Origin of the sequence: Pseudomonas sp. G1002, from assembly GCF_013385455.1 — a bacterium.
Classification (GTDB): Bacteria; Pseudomonadota; Gammaproteobacteria; order Pseudomonadales; family Pseudomonadaceae; genus Aquipseudomonas.
Genome location: NZ_JACAPY010000015.1, coordinates 1 through 17,547 on the forward strand (window position 1 = coordinate 1; position 17,547 = coordinate 17,547).

The following is a 17,547-nucleotide window of genomic DNA, read 5'->3' on the forward strand; positions in this document are numbered from 1 at the left end:
CCCGCCGAAGCCAGACGTGCCAGTTCCGCCGAAGCCAGACGCTCCGGTCCCACCGAAGCCGGATGCGCCTAAACCAGATGCTCCGAAGCCGGATAAGCCGGAGCCGGACATCACTTCGCCAGGGCCGTCTGAGGATTTCTTTGAGTTCGAAACCAGCGGCAGGCGTCGAGCGTTCGACAACGACTGGCGGTTTAATCCCGGCCGCCGGATAAGCAGGTAAGTCGGCCACTTCCTCAGTTTTTTTCAACAAGGCGCTCCCGATCAAAAACGTCGGGGGGCCCTTGATGAAGGATGGTTATATGTCTTGTTCAGAAATCAATAATGCGGGCGCGGTCAGAAACTATTATCAACATTCGCAAACCGGCAACACACCAGGACGATCGGTTCCCGTGCAGCCGGTATTCGTTAATAACCAGGTCCTCTCATCGTTCGGTAATAACGATCAAAGTACCGTTGGGAACACAGCCAGCGACACCCCGCTGTTAGCAAAGCTCCTCGAACTGTTCACCCAGTTTTTTACACAGTTGCAAGGCCTGCTGGCGGGCAAGGAACTGGCGAATACAGTTGCGACCAAGGTAACGCCTGCGCCCCCGCCGGCAGTGCTGCCCAAGCCGGATGCACCCCTGCCGGATCCAACACCGCAGCCGCTTCCTGATCTGTCCGATAAGCGCAACGGCGCCAAGCCGGCAAATATATGGAACGGTTTTCGCCAGGGCCCTGACGGTAATTGCGTGACCATTTCGGCGATCAAGGCGGCGATGGCGAAGTTCGGTCAAAGCCCGACCGATATCTTCAAGTCTGTTCAAGCCAAGGGTGATGGCTATCACATTGTCATGCGTGACGGGTACGCGCTGGATTTGAGCAAGGATGAATTGGCCCAAGCCAGGCGTGGCTCGAAGTTTGTCCCGATGCGCGATCCCGGCATGCTCAAGGATGCGCACTTTCTATTTGCCGTCAGCGCCAAGCGAGCGATGCTGGAAAACAATGACGGGACTGCAGGCAGGAGCTTTCAATCCGCAATAAACAGCCTCAACGACGGTGAAGACGAAACGGGGCCCGGGGAAGGCTTCAAGCGTCTGGGCTTGCGCCAGCATATGAAAGAAGTTCCGGTCAGTGCGTTTGCTGATAAATCATTGATCGGTATGGTCAACAGGAGCAGGCACTCTGTAGCAGTGGTTGATGGGTGTGAGGAAATGTATGGGACTAAAGCGGGAAGACCGCGGTTTGGACGGGCTATTGCATTGGTTGGCTAACCGGGCGTCCATAAAACAATAAGAAGATGATCGTTGCTGCGCAACACGTTAAATCTATAACTAGATCTTGTTGAACTTATTATCTGACTGAGTGCAGTTCATCGCGTGCAGAAAATACTGTATGCCGTGTTCATGCACTTTCTTTTTATGCCTGAGCGCAGTGCACAAGTGGCAGCGTTACCACGGGCTGTTGTGTGTTCGCCCTTTAAAGGAGTGCTCCATGATTACGATGAATACGGGTTATGCAATGAGTACGGCGGTCCATCATCCTGCGCGTGTATACGGGGGTGAAAATAAATCCGTCGACAGTGTAAGTACTTTGAATTCTACCGAGCGACAGTTCGGTGAGCATTTTGATACGACCAGCCACTCTGCTGTTATCCAGATGATGATATCGACCTTCGGTCCTGCGCGCGCTGATCTATTTGATGAAGTAAAGCGCGTTGGCTCGGGGTATGACGTTACGCTGAAAGACGGTTATAAGTTGCATGTTTCCGATCATGAAGTGCATGGCACTGCGTCAGCGTCGAGATTTGTCGGTGGTGATGCCAGTACAGTGGAAAACGCGAATTTCGCATTGGCTGTCTTCGTCAAGCGCAAACAATTGTCCAGTTCCGACAGCCGTATCAGCAGCAGCTTTAACGCGGCCTTGACCACGTCCTTACAAGGTGAGACTGCATCGAACCTGCTCAAGGGCATGGGCATGGGCCGTTTTATGCAGCAGATCCCTTCGGAGCAACTCGTCGGCAAGAACTCTGTCGGCGTCATGGAGGCGCATAACTTCGGTGCCGCGCTGATTCGGGATGGGGTGGCGCATCGGTTTGACCGTCAATATCGCCCCGACCGTCCCTACGTCTACGTGCTGGACAAGGAGGGGCAAACGGCTAAGCCGGTCAAGCGGGATGTGCCGGTTGCTCCGGTCGATGTTCCCCACGTCGATACGCCGTCCACCCGGCGTGGCCGCCAGCCCGTTGACATTCTCAGCGGATTTAACGCGGCCGAGCGAGGATTCGGTGAGGTTGTTGATGGCAGCAGCCATGCCTGCGTCATAAAAATGATGATGATGAGGTTTGGTCCAGACGCCACGGATATGCTCGAGAAAGTCACCCCGGCGGGAGACGGTTATGACATCACGATGAAGGACGGTTTCGAACTGCATTTTTCCCGGCAAGAGTTGCAGCAAGCGACCACGGCCTCGCGTTTCGCTGGGAACAACCCCGACGCGGTGAAGCAGGCCAACTTCATGCTGGCGGCGTACACGAAGCGCAAGCAGATGACCCGCGGTGACCAGGACCCTGGGGCATCGTTTGAAAAGGTTTTATCGAACACGCTCAAAGGCGATACGGAATACCGCGTGTTGAAGGGCTTGGGCATGACTGGCTTCTTGCGCATCGTGCCACCCGCCAAGATGCAGGAGCAGGGCGCGGTGGGGGTGGTCAGTACTTTTGGCTATTCGAGTGCCTTGGTACTGGATGGCCTGCAGCACAGCAATGGTGACGAGCCATCTATCGTCAAATCTTATGGCTACATGCTCGCCGAGGAGGTACCGGACGGAGTGCCCGTTGGTTCAAGCACGCGGCCCCCACCTATTTCCAATGTACCGGTCGGGGTCAGGCCTGGGGATATCTGGAGTGGATTCTATCAAGGTGTCGAGGGGAACTGTGTCACGGTATCGGCGATCAAGGCGGCGATGATGAAGTATGGGCAAAGTCCCCGGGGCATCTATAAAAACATCACCGAGACCCGCGACGGTTATACCGTGACGATGCGCGATTCCAGCAAGGTCAGCTTGACCCATGCAGAACTGAAAACAGCCCGGGAACACTCGAATTTCAAAGGCACCGACGCCGGCCTGCTCAAGGATGCGAATTTCCTGTACGCCGTCAGCGCCAAGCGGGCGCAAATGGAGAACCACGAGTTTCGTGCCGGCGAGAGTTTTGAAGCGGCGATGAGCACGCTCAATGATGGCGAGACCCCTGGTGATGCACTGCGGCGTCTGGGTTTGTTCGCCTTTACCCGAAGCAGCAGCGTCCAGGCGCTGGCAGATGGTGCAACCGGCACGTTGGCGAACTTCATGCATTCTGTTGTCGTCGTTGATGGGGCTTTTGATGATTACGGGTATAAACACCCACTGAAATCATCAAGCTGGATGGATGAAGAGGGCACCGCGCTAACGCTGGTTTAGGTTTAAAGGTGCAAAGTTTGAGAAACACAGGCCACGAGATCTCGTGGTCTTTTTTCTGCGCGCAGAAAGGACAAGCCCGATGGTGGCCGGCTACATATGCCTTGCAATCTGTGTCCGCGTAGGTAGTTGGCCTCGGCTACTCTCATCGACTCTGGAACCTCCTGCTCATGGATGAAATTCAACAGCATTGGCTGTATGCCCTGTCTGCTCCCATGGTGTCCATCAACCCTGGCGCCGGTTATCTCGAGGCGCCGCCTAGCAGCGCCGGGGAGTGCTTTGCATCCTGCATGGTAGGTGTGTCCGAAAATGGAAAGCACCTGAACCTACAGGCTCAAAAAGCAGCTGCCCATCAGGAAAATCCGGTGCAACTTATTCCGATGAAGTGGCCTGGGGCATTCGCTTCAGTACCTGCCTGAACCCTTCCACCGGCAAGGGCCGACTGTGCAGATACCCCTGATACAAATGACACCCAAGCCCCTGCAAAAACGCCAGTTGCTCAGGGGTTTCCACTCCTTCGGCAATGACGTCCAGGTTCAAGCTGCGCGCCATGGCCACAATGGCACGGATGATCTCCGCATCGTTGGGGTCATGGGTGGCGTCGCGCACAAACGACTGGTCGATCTTCAGCGCATCCACCGGCAGGCGCTTGAGGTAGGTCAGCGACGAATAGCCGGTGCCGAAATCATCCATCGCAAAACTCACGCCGAGCTTTTTCAGGCGGCGCATTTTGCTGATGGTGTCGTCCAGATTCTGGATCACGATGCCTTCGGTGATTTCCAGCTTCAGCAGGGTATAAGGCAGGTGGTGGGTGCGCAGGCTGCGTTCTACCCGTTCGACAAAATCATTCTGGCGAAACTGCCGCGGGCTGATGTTGACGCACAGGCTGAAGTTCAGCGGGTCTACCAGCCCCTCGGCAATCAACTGCGCGAAGGTGCTGCAGGCTTCGTCGAGGATCCAGGTGCCCACTTCAAGGATCAGGCCGCTGTCTTCCAGGACCTTGATGAATTCCGTCGGGGACTGTGCGCCCAACTGCGGATGTTGCCAGCGCACCAGGGCCTCGGCGCCGACGATGGTGTTGCCGCGCGCATCCACCTGGGGTTGGTAATGCACGCTGAACTCGCCGCGGGACAGGGCCAGGCGCAGGTCGGTTTCCATGCGCAGCCGCTCGCTGGCGGTTTTCTGCATGCTGTTGTGGAACATCTGGATGGTGTTGCGCCCTGAATCCTTGGCCCGGTACAGGGCGATGTCAGCGCGCTTGAGCAAATCTGCCGGGGTTGAGCCGTGATCGGGGATCAGCGCCACGCCAATGCTCGGGGTGACTTGCAGGCGGTGGCCATCCAGGAACATCGGTTCGGATAACAGTTCGCGCAGGGTATCGGCCAGCTCCTGGACTTGAGTGCTGACTTGCGGGCGCGTGCCTTCCAGGCCGCTGAGCAGCACCACAAACTCATCGCCGCCCAGGCGTGCCACGGTGTCTTCCATGCGCACACTGGCTTCAAGGCGTGCAGTGACGATCTTCAGCACCGTGTCGCCGACCGGGTGGCCGAGGGAATCGTTGATGTGCTTGAAATGGTCCAGGTCAAGAAACAGCAGGGCGCCCCGCAGGTTGTGGCGCTTGAGCAGGGCGATCTGCTGGCTCAGGCGGTCCATCAGCAGGGCGCGGTTGGGCAGGTTGGTCAGGGGGTCGTGATAGGCCAGGTGGCGAATCTGCGCCTGGGCGTTTTTCAGCAGGCTGACGTCCCGGGCGGTCAGCAACAGGCAGGGGGTTTCATTGAGGGTGATGGGCTCCACCGACACTTCAACCGCCAGCACTTCGCCGCGCTTGTTGTGCCAGAGCATTTCCAGGTGATGAATGCGGCCCTTGATCTGCAACTCGGCCAATAACGCCGCGCGCTGGTTTTCATCGGCCCAGATGCCGATCTGGTAGAGCGTCAGGCCGATCGCTTCTTCGGCGCGGTAGCCGGTGAGGCGGCAGAAGCCGTCATTGACCTCCACGTAGCGCCCGGTATCGCGCTCGGTGATCGACACCGCATCGGGGCTGGAATGAAAGGCTTTGGCGAACTTCTCTTCGCTGGCCTTGAGCGCCGCTTCCGAGCGTTGTTGTTGGGTGATGTCCCGCAGGGTGGTGACGATGCAGGGTTGGTCGCTGACCTGGATCAGGCGGCTGGATATCACACAGTTCAGGGTCTGGCCGTTCTTGTGATGAACGGTGATTGCCACGTTGCTCAGGGATTGTTCGCGGATCACCTGCTCGATGCGCTGCAGGCGTTGGCTGGACTCCTCCCACAAGCCGATCTGCTCGGCGTTGTTGTTGAGCACCTCGGCGGCGGTCCAGCCGAAGGTCTGGGTGAAGGCCGGGTTGATCTCGATAAACTGGCCGGTCTCCAGGCGCGTCACGCAGATTGGGTCGGGGCTGGCGAGGAACAGGCTGGCGAATTTTTCTTCGGATGCGATCAGGCGCTGCTCACGTTCAACCTGGTCGGTGATGTCGAGCAGGGTCCCGGCCATTCGCAACGGTACGCCCGTGTCATCGCGATACAGGCGGGCGCGGCTTTCCAGGTAGCGTGAACTGCCGTCTTCCAGTTGCACGCGGTACGTCAGTTGGTAGTTGCCCGCCGGGCCTTCGCGCAGGGTGCGGTAGGCGTTGCGCATGCTCTCGCGCTCTTCCTGGGGCATGCCTTCAAAGAAGGCCTCGAAGGATTCGTGGAACGGTTGGGGTTCCAGCCCGTGCAGTTGGGCGGCGCGGGCCGAGCCATAGAGCATGCCGCTGGGGATGTGCCAGTCCCAGGTGCCCAGTTGCGCCGAGTCCAGGGCCAGGTCCAGGCGTTCCTGGCTGTCCTTGAGGGCCTGCTCGGCATTCTTGCGCTCGGTGGTGTCGAGGAAGGTGCTGATCAGGTAGTCCTCGCCGTCCAGCTCGACTTTCTGGGCGCTGAGGGTGCCATCGTGGACCTGCCCGTTGCTGGCGCGAAACTGCACTTCCATGGTGATGGGGGCGCCTTTGCGCTGGGTGGCCTTGACCAGATGCGCGCGTTGTTCGGGGTGTACCCAGAGGCCCAGCTCCAATGTGCTGCGGCCAATGGCATCGGCCAACGGCCAGCCGAACAGGCTCTCGAAATACTGGTTGGCTTCGCTGATCAGGCCGTCCGCCTGGCGGGTCAGCAGGACCATCAGCGGGCACAAATGGAACAGGGTGGCGAAGCGCTTTTCCGAATGGCTGAGGGCGTGTTCGCGCTCGCGCTGGTGGGTGATTTCGCGGATCACCCCGATCATTCGCCGACGCCCGGCCTTGTCCGGTAGCAGGCTGCCGTTGATTTCCAGCCAGTGCAGGCTGCCATCGGGCCATTGGATACGGTGGTGCATGGCCTGGACAGCGGGTTCGCCGGCCAGCACCGCATGAAAGGCCCGGACCACCTTGGCGCGGTCTTCGGGGGCCAGCAGGTCCAGGTACTCCAGGTCTTCAGGCAGCGGCTGGCGCGGGTCGAAGCCGAACAGGGCCTGAGTGCCTCGGGACCAGCTGATCCGGCCGGTATCGATTTCCCAGCTCCAGGCGCCCAGCCGGGCAGCGTTGAGCGCCGCCAGCAGTTGCGGCGCGCTGTCCCAGCTTTGCTCCGCCTCCTGTGGGTCCAGGGCGTAGATGCGGGGCAGGGGTGGCACGGTATCGACGGGGTTGCGCATTATCAAAGGGCCTTGGCTCGATGGGCGTTCGGCGCGGGTTCCACGGTCTACGGGCCACGGCGATTCAAGCCTGATTCCCTGGCAGATCGACCTGTGCATCCAATAGGCTCATGAAAGCCCGCGCAGCGTTCGACAGCGTCCTTTCGGTGTGCACGATATAGCCTAGCTGGCGACTGAGCTGTATGCCCGGCAAAGCGATGCGTGCCACCTGGTCATCGAGCATGGTGCGCGGCAATACGCTCCAGGCAAGGCCAATGGAGACCATCATCTTGATGGTTTCCAGGTAGTTGGTGCTCATGGCGATGTTTGGCGTCAGGCCCTGGGCCTCGAACAGCCGCTGCACGATATGGTGGGTAAAGGTGTTGCCGCCGGGAAACACCGCCGGGTGCCGGGCGATGTCCGCCAGGCTGACGCTGCCGTTGCTGATCAGGCTGTGTTCCGGCGCCACCACGAAATCCAGCGGGTCGTCCCACACCGGGGTGGCCCGCACCAGCGTGTGGGGCTCCGGCGCCAGGGTGATTACGGCCACTTCGGCGCGGCCATGGAGGATTTCTTCGTAGGCCACTTCCGAATCGAGAAACTGAATGTCCAGGGCGACGTTCGGGTATTCCCGGGTAAACGTTCGCAGTACGGGCGGCAGGCGATGCAGGCCGATGTGATGGCTGGTGGCCAGGGTGAGACGACCGCTGACCTCGCCGGTCAGGTTGGTCAGGGCGCGGCGGGTGTCGTCCAGTACATTGAGAATCTGATACGCCCGGGGCAGCAGCGCCCGTCCGGCTTCGGTGAGGCCGACTTCACGCCCCAGCCGGTCGAACAGGCGCACCTTTAATTGTTGCTCCAGGCCGGCGATGCGCTTGCTGATGGCCGGTTGGGTCAGGTGCAGGCGTTCACCGGCACCGGAGAAGCTGCCGGTCTCGGCGATGGCGATAAAGGCATTGAGGTTGGCCAGGTCCATTGTGCTATTCCAGTTGGTAATCCAAAGCATAAAAAATATGAATTTGAGTTATTTAATGTAGCGCCATACCATCAGCCTCACAAGCCAAAGGGTTATTGAATCGTTCAAGGCCCGGGGCATAGAAACACCTGATGAGGACCGCGTGATGGCCGGCAAAACGCTTTACGACAAGCTTTGGGATTCCCATGAAGTGAAACGGCGCGATGATGGGTCGTCGCTGATCTACATCGACCGTCACATCATCCATGAAGTGACCTCGCCCCAAGCGTTCGAAGGCCTGCGACTGGCCGGGCGCAAGCCTTGGCGCGTCGACTCGATCATCGCCACCCCGGACCACAACGTGCCGACCACACCGGAGCGTAAAGGCGGGATCGACGCCATCGTCGACACCGTGTCGCGCCTCCAGGTGCAGACCCTCGATGATTACTGCGACGAATATGGCATCACCGAATTCAAGATGAATGACGTGCGCCAGGGGATCGTTCACGTGATCGGCCCGGAGCAGGGCGCCACCTTGCCTGGCATGACCGTGGTCTGCGGTGACTCCCACACCTCTACCCACGGGGCGTTTGGCGCCTTGGCTCATGGTATTGGTACCTCCGAGGTGGAGCACGTATTCGCCACCCAGTGCCTCGTCGCCAAGAAAATGAAGAACATGTTGGTGTCGGTGGAAGGTGAGTTGCCTTTCGGCGTCACCGCCAAAGACATCGTCCTCGCCGTGATCGGCAAGATCGGCACCGCCGGCGGTAATGGCCACGCCATCGAATTCGCCGGCAGCGCGATTCGCGACCTGTCCATCGAAGGCCGCATGACCATCTGCAACATGTCCATCGAAGCCGGTGCCCGCGTGGGCATGGTGGCGGCGGACGAAAAGACCATTGCCTACGTCAAGGGTCGCCCATTCGCACCGAGCGGTGCCGATTGGGACGCCGCAGTCGAAGCCTGGAAAGACCTGGTGTCCGACGCCGATGCCGTATTCGACACCGTGGTCACCCTCGACGCCGCCCAGATCAAGCCGCAAGTCAGCTGGGGCACCTCGCCGGAAATGGTGTTGGCCGTTGACCAGAACGTGCCGGACCCGGCCAAGGAAACCGACCTGGTCAAGCGTGGTTCCATTGAGCGCGCCTTGAAGTACATGGGCTTGAAAGCCAACCAGGCGATTACCGACATCCAGCTGGATCGCGTGTTCATCGGCTCTTGCACCAACTCGCGGATCGAGGATTTGCGCGCTGCGGCGGTGATCGCCAAGGGCCGCAAAGTCGCCTCGACCATCAAGCAGGCGATCGTGGTGCCAGGTTCGGGCCTGGTCAAGGCCCAGGCTGAAGCCGAAGGCCTCGACAAGATTTTCCTCGAAGCCGGTTTTGAATGGCGTGAGCCGGGCTGCTCGATGTGCCTGGCGATGAACCCGGACCGTTTGGAGTCGGGCGAGCACTGCGCGTCCACCTCCAACCGTAACTTCGAAGGGCGTCAGGGCGCCGGTGGCCGTACCCACCTCGTCAGCCCGGCCATGGCTGCTGCGGCTGCCGTCAACGGTCGTTTCATCGACGTTCGCGAATTGATCTGAGGAATACCCGATGAAAGCTTTTACTCAACACACCGGTTTAGTCGCGCCGTTGGACCGTGCCAACGTGGACACCGACCAGATCATTCCCAAGCAGTTCTTGAAATCGATCAAGCGCACCGGTTTTGGTCCGAACCTGTTCGACGAGTGGCGCTACCTGGACGTGGGCTACGCCTACCAGGACAACTCCAAGCGCCCGCTGAACAAGGACTTTGTGCTCAACGCCGAGCGTTACCAGGGTGCCAGCGTGTTGCTCGCCCGGGAAAACTTCGGTTGCGGCTCCAGCCGTGAGCACGCGCCGTGGGCCCTGGAAGAATATGGCTTTCGCAGCATCATCGCGCCGAGCTACGCCGACATCTTCTTCAACAACAGCTTCAAGAACGGCTTGCTGCCGATCATCTTGAGCGATGCCGAAGTGGATGAGTTGTTCCAGCAGGTGGAAGCCGATGTGGGCTACCGGTTGACCATCGACCTGGCGGCGCAGACCGTGACCCGTCCGGACGGCAAGGTGTATCACTTTGAAGTGGACGCCTTCCGCAAGCACTGCCTGATCAATGGCCTGGACGACATCGGCCTGACCTTGCAGGACGGCGATGCGATTGCCGCGTTTGAAACCAAACACCGGGCCAGCCAGCCTTGGTTGTTTCGCGACGCTTGATTCCATGTAGACCGGACTGGCCCCTTCGCGAGCAAGCCCGCTCCCACATTTGATTGCATTTCAACTGAAGGAACTCGGTCGAATGTGGGAGCGGGCTTGCTCGCGAAAGGGCCAGCAACAGCAACACAAAAACCAGGGACATCATCATGACCAGCACCGCCCACACCCAAGTCGTGCAAAAACAATTCGGCGAACAGGCCTCGGCCTACCTGAGCAGCGCAGTACATGCTCAAGGCACCGAATTCGCGCTGCTCCAGGCCGAACTGGCCGGGCAGGGCGCTGCACGACTGCTGGACCTGGGTTGCGGCGCGGGTCACGTGAGTTTCAACGTTGCACCGTTGGTTAAAGAAGTGGTGGCGTACGACCTGTCCCAGCAGATGCTTGACGTGGTCGCCGCCGCTGCCGTGGACCGTGGCCTGGACAACATCCGCACCGTGCACGGCGCCGCCGAGCGCCTGCCATTTGCCGATGGCGAATTCGACTTCGTGTTCAGCCGCTACTCGGCGCACCATTGGAGCGACTTGGGCCTGGCCCTGCGTGAAGTGCGCCGGGTGCTCAAACCGGGTGGCGTGGCCGCTTTCGTGGACGTCTTGTCACCGGGCAGCCCGCTGTTGGACACTTACCTGCAAACCGTCGAAGTGCTGCGCGACACCAGCCACGTGCGTGACTATTCCGCCGGCGAGTGGATGCGCCAGCTCAGCGAAGCCGGTTTGCATGTGCGCAACAGCAGCCGCCAGCGCCTGCGCCTGGAATACACCTCGTGGGTCGAGCGCATGCGCACCCCAGAGGTATTGCGTGCCGCGATCCTGGAGCTGCAAAAGGCAATGGGCCAGGAAGTGCGCGATTACTTCGAGATTCAAGCCGACGGCACCTTCAGCACCGACGTGCTGGTGGTGTGGGCCGAACGCTGATTAATTTTTCCCGACCTGCCCACGGGCGGGTCGCTTGATGAAATGAGGAACCCATGAGCAAGCAGATTCTGATTCTCCCTGGCGACGGCATTGGTCCGGAAATCATGGCCGAAGCGGTCAAGGTGCTGGAAGTGGCTAACGCCAAGTACAGCCTGGGCTTCGAACTGAGCCACGACGTGATCGGCGGCGCGGCCATCGACAAGCACGGCGTGCCTCTGGCCGACGAAACCCTGGAGCGTGCCCGCGCAGCCGACGCCGTGCTGCTGGGCGCCGTGGGTGGCCCGAAATGGGACAAGATCGAACGTGACATCCGCCCTGAGCGCGGCCTGCTGAAGATCCGTGCGCAACTGGGCCTGTTCGGCAACCTGCGCCCGGCGATCCTTTACCCGCAACTGGCGGACGCTTCCAGCCTCAAGCCGGAAATCGTCGCGGGCCTGGACATCCTGATCGTCCGCGAACTGACCGGCGGTATCTACTTCGGCTCGCCACGGGGCGTGCGCGAGTTGGAGAATGGCGAGCGTCAGGCCTACGACACCCTGCCGTACAGCGAGAGTGAAATCCGCCGTATCGCCCGTGTCGGTTTCGACATGGCCCGTGTGCGTGGCAAGAAGGTCTGCTCGGTGGACAAGGCCAACGTATTGGCGTCCAGCCAGCTGTGGCGTGAAATCGTCGAGGAAGTCGCCAAGGACTACCCGGACGTCGAGCTGAGCCACATGTACGTCGACAACGCCGCCATGCAGCTGGTGCGTGCACCGAAGCAGTTCGACGTGATCGTCACCGACAACCTGTTCGGCGACATCCTGTCCGACCAGGCCTCGATGCTTACCGGTTCCATCGGCATGCTGCCGTCGGCCTCCCTGGATGCCAACAACAAGGGCATGTACGAGCCGTGCCACGGTTCGGCGCCGGACATCGCCGGGCAGGGCATTGCCAACCCGTTGGCGACCATTTTGTCGGTGTCGATGATGCTGCGTTACAGCTTCAACCTGACCGACGCCGCGGATGCCATCGAGCAGGCCGTGAGCCTGGTGCTCGACCAGGGCCTGCGCACTGGCGACATCTGGTCCCAGGGTTGCACCAAGGTCGGTACGCAAGAAATGGGCGACGCAGTAGTCGCCGCGCTGCGGAATCTGTAATCTCTCGGGCCCGCTTGCAGATGTTGCTGCAAGGCGGCCCACTTTTGAACAAGGTGTAGTTGCGATGAAACGTGTAGGTCTGATCGGTTGGCGCGGTATGGTCGGTTCCGTGCTCATGCAGCGGATGCTGGAAGAGCAGGATTTCGATCTTATTGAGCCGGTGTTTTTCACCACCTCCAATGTAGGTGGTCAAGGGCCGTCCGTGGGCAAGGACATTGCTCCGCTCAAGGACGCCTACAACATTGAAGAACTGAAGACCCTCGACGTCATTCTGACCTGCCAGGGTGGCGACTACACCAGCGAAGTCTTCCCCAAGCTGCGCGAAGCCGGCTGGCAGGGTTACTGGATCGACGCCGCTTCCAGCCTGCGCATGCAGGATGACGCGGTGATCGTGCTGGACCCGGTCAACCGCAAGGTGATCGACCAGCAACTGGACGCGGGCACCAAGAACTACATCGGCGGCAACTGCACCGTCAGCCTGATGCTGATGGGCCTGGGCGGCTTGTTCGAAGCCGGCCTGGTGGAGTGGATGAGCGCCATGACCTATCAGGCGGCCTCTGGTGCCGGCGCGCAGAACATGCGTGAACTGATCAAGCAGATGGGCGCGACCCACGCCGCTGTCGCCGATCAACTGGCTGACCCGGCCAGCGCGATCCTCGACATCGACCGCCGTGTGGCCGAGGCCATGCGCAGCGAGGCGTACCCGACCGAGAACTTCGGTGTGCCATTGGCCGGCAGCCTGATCCCGTGGATCGACAAGGAACTGCCTAACGGCCAGAGCCGTGAAGAGTGGAAGGCCCAGGCCGAGACCAACAAGATCCTCGGTCGCTTCAAGAGCCCGATCCCGGTGGACGGTATCTGCGTGCGCATCGGCGCCATGCGTTGCCACAGCCAGGCGTTGACCATCAAGCTGAACAAAGACGTGCCGATCGCCGATATCGAAGGGCTGATCAGCCAGCACAACCCTTGGGTCAAGCTGGTGCCGAACAACCGTGATATCAGCATCCAGGAACTTAGCCCGAACAAGGTGACCGGTACCCTGAATGTGCCGGTTGGCCGTCTGCGCAAGCTGAACATGGGGACGCAGTACCTGGGCGCGTTCACCGTCGGCGACCAACTGCTGTGGGGCGCGGCTGAGCCGTTGCGTCGCATGCTGCGGATCTTGCTGGAGCGGTAATCGCTGCTGGTAATAAGAAACCCGCGTTCTGGTGACAGGCGCGGGTTTTTTATTGCGCGCTCGGGCCTCTTCGCGAGCAAGCCCGCTCCCACATTTGATCGCATTTCAACTGAAGAAACTCGCTCGAATGTGGGAGCGGGCTTGCTCGCGAAGAGGCCATCAGCCACACCACAACCCCCAGGTTAATTGCCTCACCCCCAGCCACCCGGTAAAGTGCCGCTCCCCCCGCAATGCCCGAGGCAGCCCCCATGACCCAGACCTTTGATATTGCCGTGATCGGCGCCACCGGCACCGTTGGCGAAACCCTGGTGCAGATCCTCGAAGAGCAGGACTTCCCGGTAGGCAGCCTGCACCTGTTGGCCAGCAGCGAGTCGGCCGGGCATTCGGTGCCGTTTCGTGGCAAGAACGTGCGGGTGCGGGAAGTTGATGAATTCGATTTCAGCAAAGTCCAACTGGTGTTCTTCGCCGCCGGCCCTGCGGTCACCTTGAGTTTTGCCCCGCGCGCCACCGCTGCGAGCTGCACCCTGATCGACTTGTCCGGCGCCTTGCCGGCCGATCAGGCGCCGCAGGTAGTGCCGGAAGCCAACGCGCAGATCCTCGATGGCCTGAAAAAACCTTATCAGGTCAGCAGCCCAAGCCCGTCGGCCACTGCCCTGGCCGTGGTGCTGGCGCCACTGCGCGGCTTGCTGGACATTCAGCGCGTCAACGTCACCGCCAACCTCGCCGTTTCCGCCCAGGGCCGTGAGGCTGTCAGCGAACTCGCCCGGCAGACCGCCGAGTTGCTGAATGTGCGCCCGCTGGAGCCGAAGTTCTTCGACCGGCAAATGGCCTTTAACCTGCTGGCCCAGGTCGGCAAGCCTGACGCGCAAGGCCACACCGCCCTGGAAAAACGCCTGGTGCACGAATTGCGCGCCGTGCTGGAAATGCCTTTGCTAAAGATTTCCGTCACTTGCGTTCAAGCCCCGGTGTTTTTTGGCGATAGCCTGACTGTGTCACTGCAATTGGGGGCAGCGGTGGATCTCGCTGCCGTCAACCGTGCCCTGGACTCGGCACCGGGTGTCGAGTTGGTGGAAGAGGGCGATTACCCCACGGCTGTGGGCGATGCGGTCGGCCAGGACGTGGTCTACGTGGGCCGGGTTCGTGCCGGTGTTGATGACCCTGCGGAACTAAATATGTGGCTGGCGTCAGATAACGTACGCAAAGGGGCGGCACTGAACGCCGTACAGCTGGCGCAGTTGTTGATAAAAGGCCTTGTGTAAAAGATACTTGGCGGCAATTTGTAGATTGATTCTAGCCAAGCGCTATGCTTGGCCCCAAGCTGGAAAAATTGCGCGTCGGTGACCTATCGGCTCGCCATGCCTAATGGCAGCGGTTACCCACCTTCTCGCCGGCCGGGGAGTGTTCAAAAAGGATGAGGCTATGGTTCAAGTTCGCAAACTGGTGTTAGCAATAGCGGCCGCCTCGGCGCTGTCCTCCGGTATGGCGCAAGCACTGCAGCTTGGGGAGATGACCCTCAAGTCGAAGCTGAACCAGCCGCTGTCGGTGGAAATCGAGTTGCTCGATGTCGGTGGCCTGACCGCCTCCGAGATCACCCCCAGCCTCGCGTCGTCCCAGGCCTTTGTGGATGCGGGCGTCGATCGCCAGGCGTTCCTGAACGACCTGACCTTTACCCCGGTGGTCAATCCCAACGGCCGCAGTGTGGTGCGTGTCACCTCCAGCAAGCCGCTGCCGGATTCCTACGTGCGTTTCCTGCTGCAGGTGCAATGGCCCAACGGCCGTCTGATGCGCGACTACAGCGTGTTGCTGGACCCGGCCAAGTTCGACCAGTCGACCCCGGCCGCCGGTGCACCTGCACCCGCGCCACGCTTGAGTGCGCCTGCGACGACGGCTCCGGCAGTCACCAAGGCCAAGGAACACACCACGACTTCCCGTGACACCTTGTGGGAAATCGCCGCGAAAAACCGCAATGGCGCCTCGGTGCAGCAGACCATGCTGGCCATTCAGGCGCTGAACCCTGACGCCTTTATCGACGGCAACATCAACCGCATGAAAACCGGCCAGGTCCTGCGCCTGCCGGATTCGGGGCAAAGCACCAGCCTGCCGCAGCCCGAGGCGATTGCTGAAGTGACGGCGCAAAACGCGGCGTGGCGCGAGGGCCGCCGTGGCGGCAATCAGCTCGCCGGCAAGGCGCAGCTGGATGCGACCAAGCGTACCCAGGCGGGTAATGCACCGTCGCAGACCAATACCAAGGACAATTTGAGCCTGGTCTCGGCCGAAGCAGCCAGGAAGGGCGGGAAGGGCGCGGCGGGCGACAGCCGGGCCTTGAACAACAAGCTGGCGGTGACCCAGGAAAGCCTGGATTCGACCCGTCGCGAGAATGAAGAACTGAAAAGCCGCATGGCTGACCTGCAAAGTCAGCTGGACAAGCTGCAGCGGCTGATCGAGCTCAAGAACAACCAGCTGGCCAAGTTGCAGACCCCGGGTGGCGCTGCGGCGCAGCCTGCTGCAACGGCGGCGATGCCGGCCGAGCTGGCTGCACAACCGGCGGCGCCGGCAGCGGCAGCTCCGGCAGCAACCCCCGCGGCTGCGCCGGTCGAGACCCCGGTCAAGCCGGATGCGGCGCCTGCCAGCACTGAAGGTAAATTCAACGACCTGCTGACCAACCCGATCGTGCTGGGTGTGATCGGCGGCGCAGCGGGTTTGCTGGTGCTGTTGCTTCTGCTGCTGTGGGCCCGTCATCGCAATGCGCGCCTTGAAGAAGAAAAGCACCTGCGCATGGCACGGGCCCTGGCTGAAGAGCCGGAATTTGCGCCGAACATTGATCACGACCTGCCATCTGACAGTTTCGAAGGCCTTGATGTACCGCCGCCGAACGTCAAGCTGGCTCCAGCTCCAGCTCCGGCGGCGGTGGTTGCCCCGGTGATTGCGCCGGTGGTCGCACCTGTTGCTGCGCAGCGTCCGACTGACGCCCTGGCGCAAGCCCAGTCGCATATCGACCGTGGCCACCTGAACCAGGCTGCGGAAGTGCTGGAAGATGCAATCAAGCAAGAGCCCGCCCGCAGTGACCTGCGTCTCAAGCTGATGGAAGTCCACGGCTTGCAGGGCAACAAGGACGGGTTTGTCACCCAGGAGCGCCAGTTGGTCGCCAATGGCGACAACCATGCCCAGGTCGAACAACTGAAAAGCCGCTTCCCGGCCATGGCCGTGTTCGCAGCAGGCGTCAGCGCTGCCGTTGCCGCTGCCGCTCTCGACGCCCAATACGTCAAGGACCTGCTCAAGGACGACCCGGCACCGCCTGCACCTGAGCCTGCGCCGGACGCGTTTGACACAGACTTCGACCTCAGCCTGGACGATCTGGAGGCTGCTTCGCCAGCCGTGGTCCGCCCGACGTCGGACGACGACCTGAGCTTTGAATCGGTGCTGCAACAGCAGACCGAGGCCAAGGCCAGTGCGGAAGACCTCTCGGATTTCGACCTGGACCTGCAACTCGATCCACCCTCGTCGGCCCAGTCAGACGACGACTTCCTCTCCGGCCTTGAAGACCAGATGAAGGACCTGCCGCCGGTAGAGCCGCCGACACTGACGCCGGCCGACCTCGACGACCTCGACCTGCCGGAGGATTTCGACCTGTCCCTGGCCGACGAGCCCGAGGTGCCCGCAGCGGCCAAGCCGGACGCGTTTGCGTCGGAGCTTGATGATGTCAACGCCGAGCTGGATCGCCTGTCGCAAAGCCTGGAACATCCGCCAATCGAACCGTCCTTCACCGCCGACGACGCGGCGTTGGGTGGCGATGAGCCGGAATTCGACTTCCTCTCCGGTACCGACGAAGTGGCCACCAAGCTCGACCTGGCGCAGGCCTACATCGACATGGGCGATGCCGACGGTGCGCGGGACATTCTTGGCGAGGTGCTCAAGGAAGGCGATGACGGTCAGAAGGGCGAGGCCAAGGAAATGCTCAGCCGGCTGGCTTGATACGCGCGGTAAATACAACGGCAGCCTTCGGGCTGCCGTTTTGCCATCCAGGCACCAAATCCAT

Annotated in this window: 11 protein-coding genes; 9 read left to right on the plus strand and 2 right to left on the minus strand. The window is 60.9% G+C overall.

The window, feature by feature from the left end:
• Positions 1-284 precede the first annotated feature (284 nt).
• Together HX801_RS05785 and HX801_RS05790 are read left to right on the plus strand one after the other, a co-directional pair.
• Positions 285-1,253, plus strand: a complete 969-nt coding sequence (locus tag HX801_RS05785; protein ID WP_256344218.1) for a hypothetical protein — start codon at positions 285-287, stop codon at positions 1,251-1,253.
• Between the two features lie 220 nt (positions 1,254-1,473).
• Positions 1,474-3,438: a hypothetical protein gene (locus HX801_RS05790; RefSeq protein ID WP_177021761.1), complete on the plus strand. Its 1,965-nt coding sequence runs from the start codon at positions 1,474-1,476 to the stop codon at positions 3,436-3,438.
• Between the two features lie 369 nt (positions 3,439-3,807).
• Here the strand turns inward: HX801_RS05790 and HX801_RS05795 are convergent, their stop codons facing one another.
• Together HX801_RS05795 and HX801_RS05800 are read right to left on the minus strand one after the other, a co-directional pair.
• On the minus strand, positions 3,808-7,113 hold the full coding sequence (locus tag HX801_RS05795; RefSeq protein WP_003212653.1) for a bifunctional diguanylate cyclase/phosphodiesterase: 3,306 nt from the start codon (positions 7,111-7,113) through the stop codon (positions 3,808-3,810).
• 64 nt (positions 7,114-7,177) lie between these two features.
• Complete coding sequence (locus tag HX801_RS05800; RefSeq protein WP_003212656.1) at positions 7,178-8,068, minus strand: LysR family transcriptional regulator; 891 nt, start codon at positions 8,066-8,068, stop codon at positions 7,178-7,180.
• A 145-nt stretch (positions 8,069-8,213) separates the two neighbouring features.
• Between HX801_RS05800 and leuC the strand changes: the two genes are divergently transcribed.
• The 7 genes from leuC to HX801_RS05835 all read left to right on the plus strand — a co-directional run bounded on the left by leuC (position 8,214) and on the right by HX801_RS05835 (position 17,483).
• A complete protein-coding gene (gene leuC, locus HX801_RS05805; RefSeq protein ID WP_003212658.1) occupies positions 8,214-9,632 on the plus strand; it encodes a 3-isopropylmalate dehydratase large subunit in 1,419 nt (472 codons plus the stop codon).
• Between the two features lie 10 nt (positions 9,633-9,642).
• Complete coding sequence (gene leuD / locus HX801_RS05810) at positions 9,643-10,287, plus strand: 3-isopropylmalate dehydratase small subunit (RefSeq protein WP_177021762.1); 645 nt, start codon at positions 9,643-9,645, stop codon at positions 10,285-10,287.
• A gap of 146 nt (positions 10,288-10,433) precedes the next feature.
• Positions 10,434-11,198, plus strand: coding sequence for a class I SAM-dependent methyltransferase (locus tag HX801_RS05815; protein WP_003212662.1), 765 nt, complete (start codon positions 10,434-10,436; stop codon positions 11,196-11,198).
• Positions 11,199-11,251: 53 nt separating this feature from the next.
• Positions 11,252-12,334 carry a 3-isopropylmalate dehydrogenase gene (gene leuB / locus HX801_RS05820; protein ID WP_003212664.1) on the plus strand — a complete coding sequence of 361 codons (1,083 nt, stop codon included), beginning with the start codon at positions 11,252-11,254 and terminating at the stop codon, positions 12,332-12,334.
• Positions 12,335-12,398: 64 nt separating this feature from the next.
• Entirely contained in the window at positions 12,399-13,511 is a 1,113-nt protein-coding gene (asd, locus tag HX801_RS05825) for an aspartate-semialdehyde dehydrogenase (protein WP_010175747.1), read from the plus strand.
• Between the two features lie 248 nt (positions 13,512-13,759).
• Positions 13,760-14,770 carry an aspartate-semialdehyde dehydrogenase gene (locus HX801_RS05830; RefSeq protein ID WP_177021763.1) on the plus strand — a complete coding sequence of 337 codons (1,011 nt, stop codon included), beginning with the start codon at positions 13,760-13,762 and terminating at the stop codon, positions 14,768-14,770.
• 160 nt (positions 14,771-14,930) lie between these two features.
• Positions 14,931-17,483 (plus strand): FimV family protein, encoded by a 2,553-nt coding sequence (locus HX801_RS05835; protein ID WP_177021764.1) that lies wholly within the window; start codon positions 14,931-14,933, stop codon positions 17,481-17,483.
• Positions 17,484-17,547 lie beyond the last annotated feature (64 nt).

What these genes read in the sequence shown, in the direction of transcription:
- HX801_RS05785 (WP_256344218.1), top strand. Translation starts at nt 285, where the DNA reads ATGAAGGATGGTTATATGTCTTGTTCAGAAATCAATAATGCGGGCGCG.
- HX801_RS05790 (WP_177021761.1), top strand. Translation starts at nt 1,474, where the DNA reads ATGATTACGATGAATACGGGTTATGCAATGAGTACGGCGGTCCATCAT.
- HX801_RS05795 (WP_003212653.1), bottom strand. Translation starts at nt 7,113, where the DNA reads ATGCGCAACCCCGTCGATACCGTGCCACCCCTGCCCCGCATCTACGCC.
- HX801_RS05800 (WP_003212656.1), bottom strand. Translation starts at nt 8,068, where the DNA reads ATGGACCTGGCCAACCTCAATGCCTTTATCGCCATCGCCGAGACCGGC.
- leuC (WP_003212658.1), top strand. Translation starts at nt 8,214, where the DNA reads ATGGCCGGCAAAACGCTTTACGACAAGCTTTGGGATTCCCATGAAGTG.
- leuD (WP_177021762.1), top strand. Translation starts at nt 9,643, where the DNA reads ATGAAAGCTTTTACTCAACACACCGGTTTAGTCGCGCCGTTGGACCGT.
- HX801_RS05815 (WP_003212662.1), top strand. Translation starts at nt 10,434, where the DNA reads ATGACCAGCACCGCCCACACCCAAGTCGTGCAAAAACAATTCGGCGAA.
- leuB (WP_003212664.1), top strand. Translation starts at nt 11,252, where the DNA reads ATGAGCAAGCAGATTCTGATTCTCCCTGGCGACGGCATTGGTCCGGAA.
- asd (WP_010175747.1), top strand. Translation starts at nt 12,399, where the DNA reads ATGAAACGTGTAGGTCTGATCGGTTGGCGCGGTATGGTCGGTTCCGTG.
- HX801_RS05830 (WP_177021763.1), top strand. Translation starts at nt 13,760, where the DNA reads ATGACCCAGACCTTTGATATTGCCGTGATCGGCGCCACCGGCACCGTT.
- HX801_RS05835 (WP_177021764.1), top strand. Translation starts at nt 14,931, where the DNA reads ATGGTTCAAGTTCGCAAACTGGTGTTAGCAATAGCGGCCGCCTCGGCG.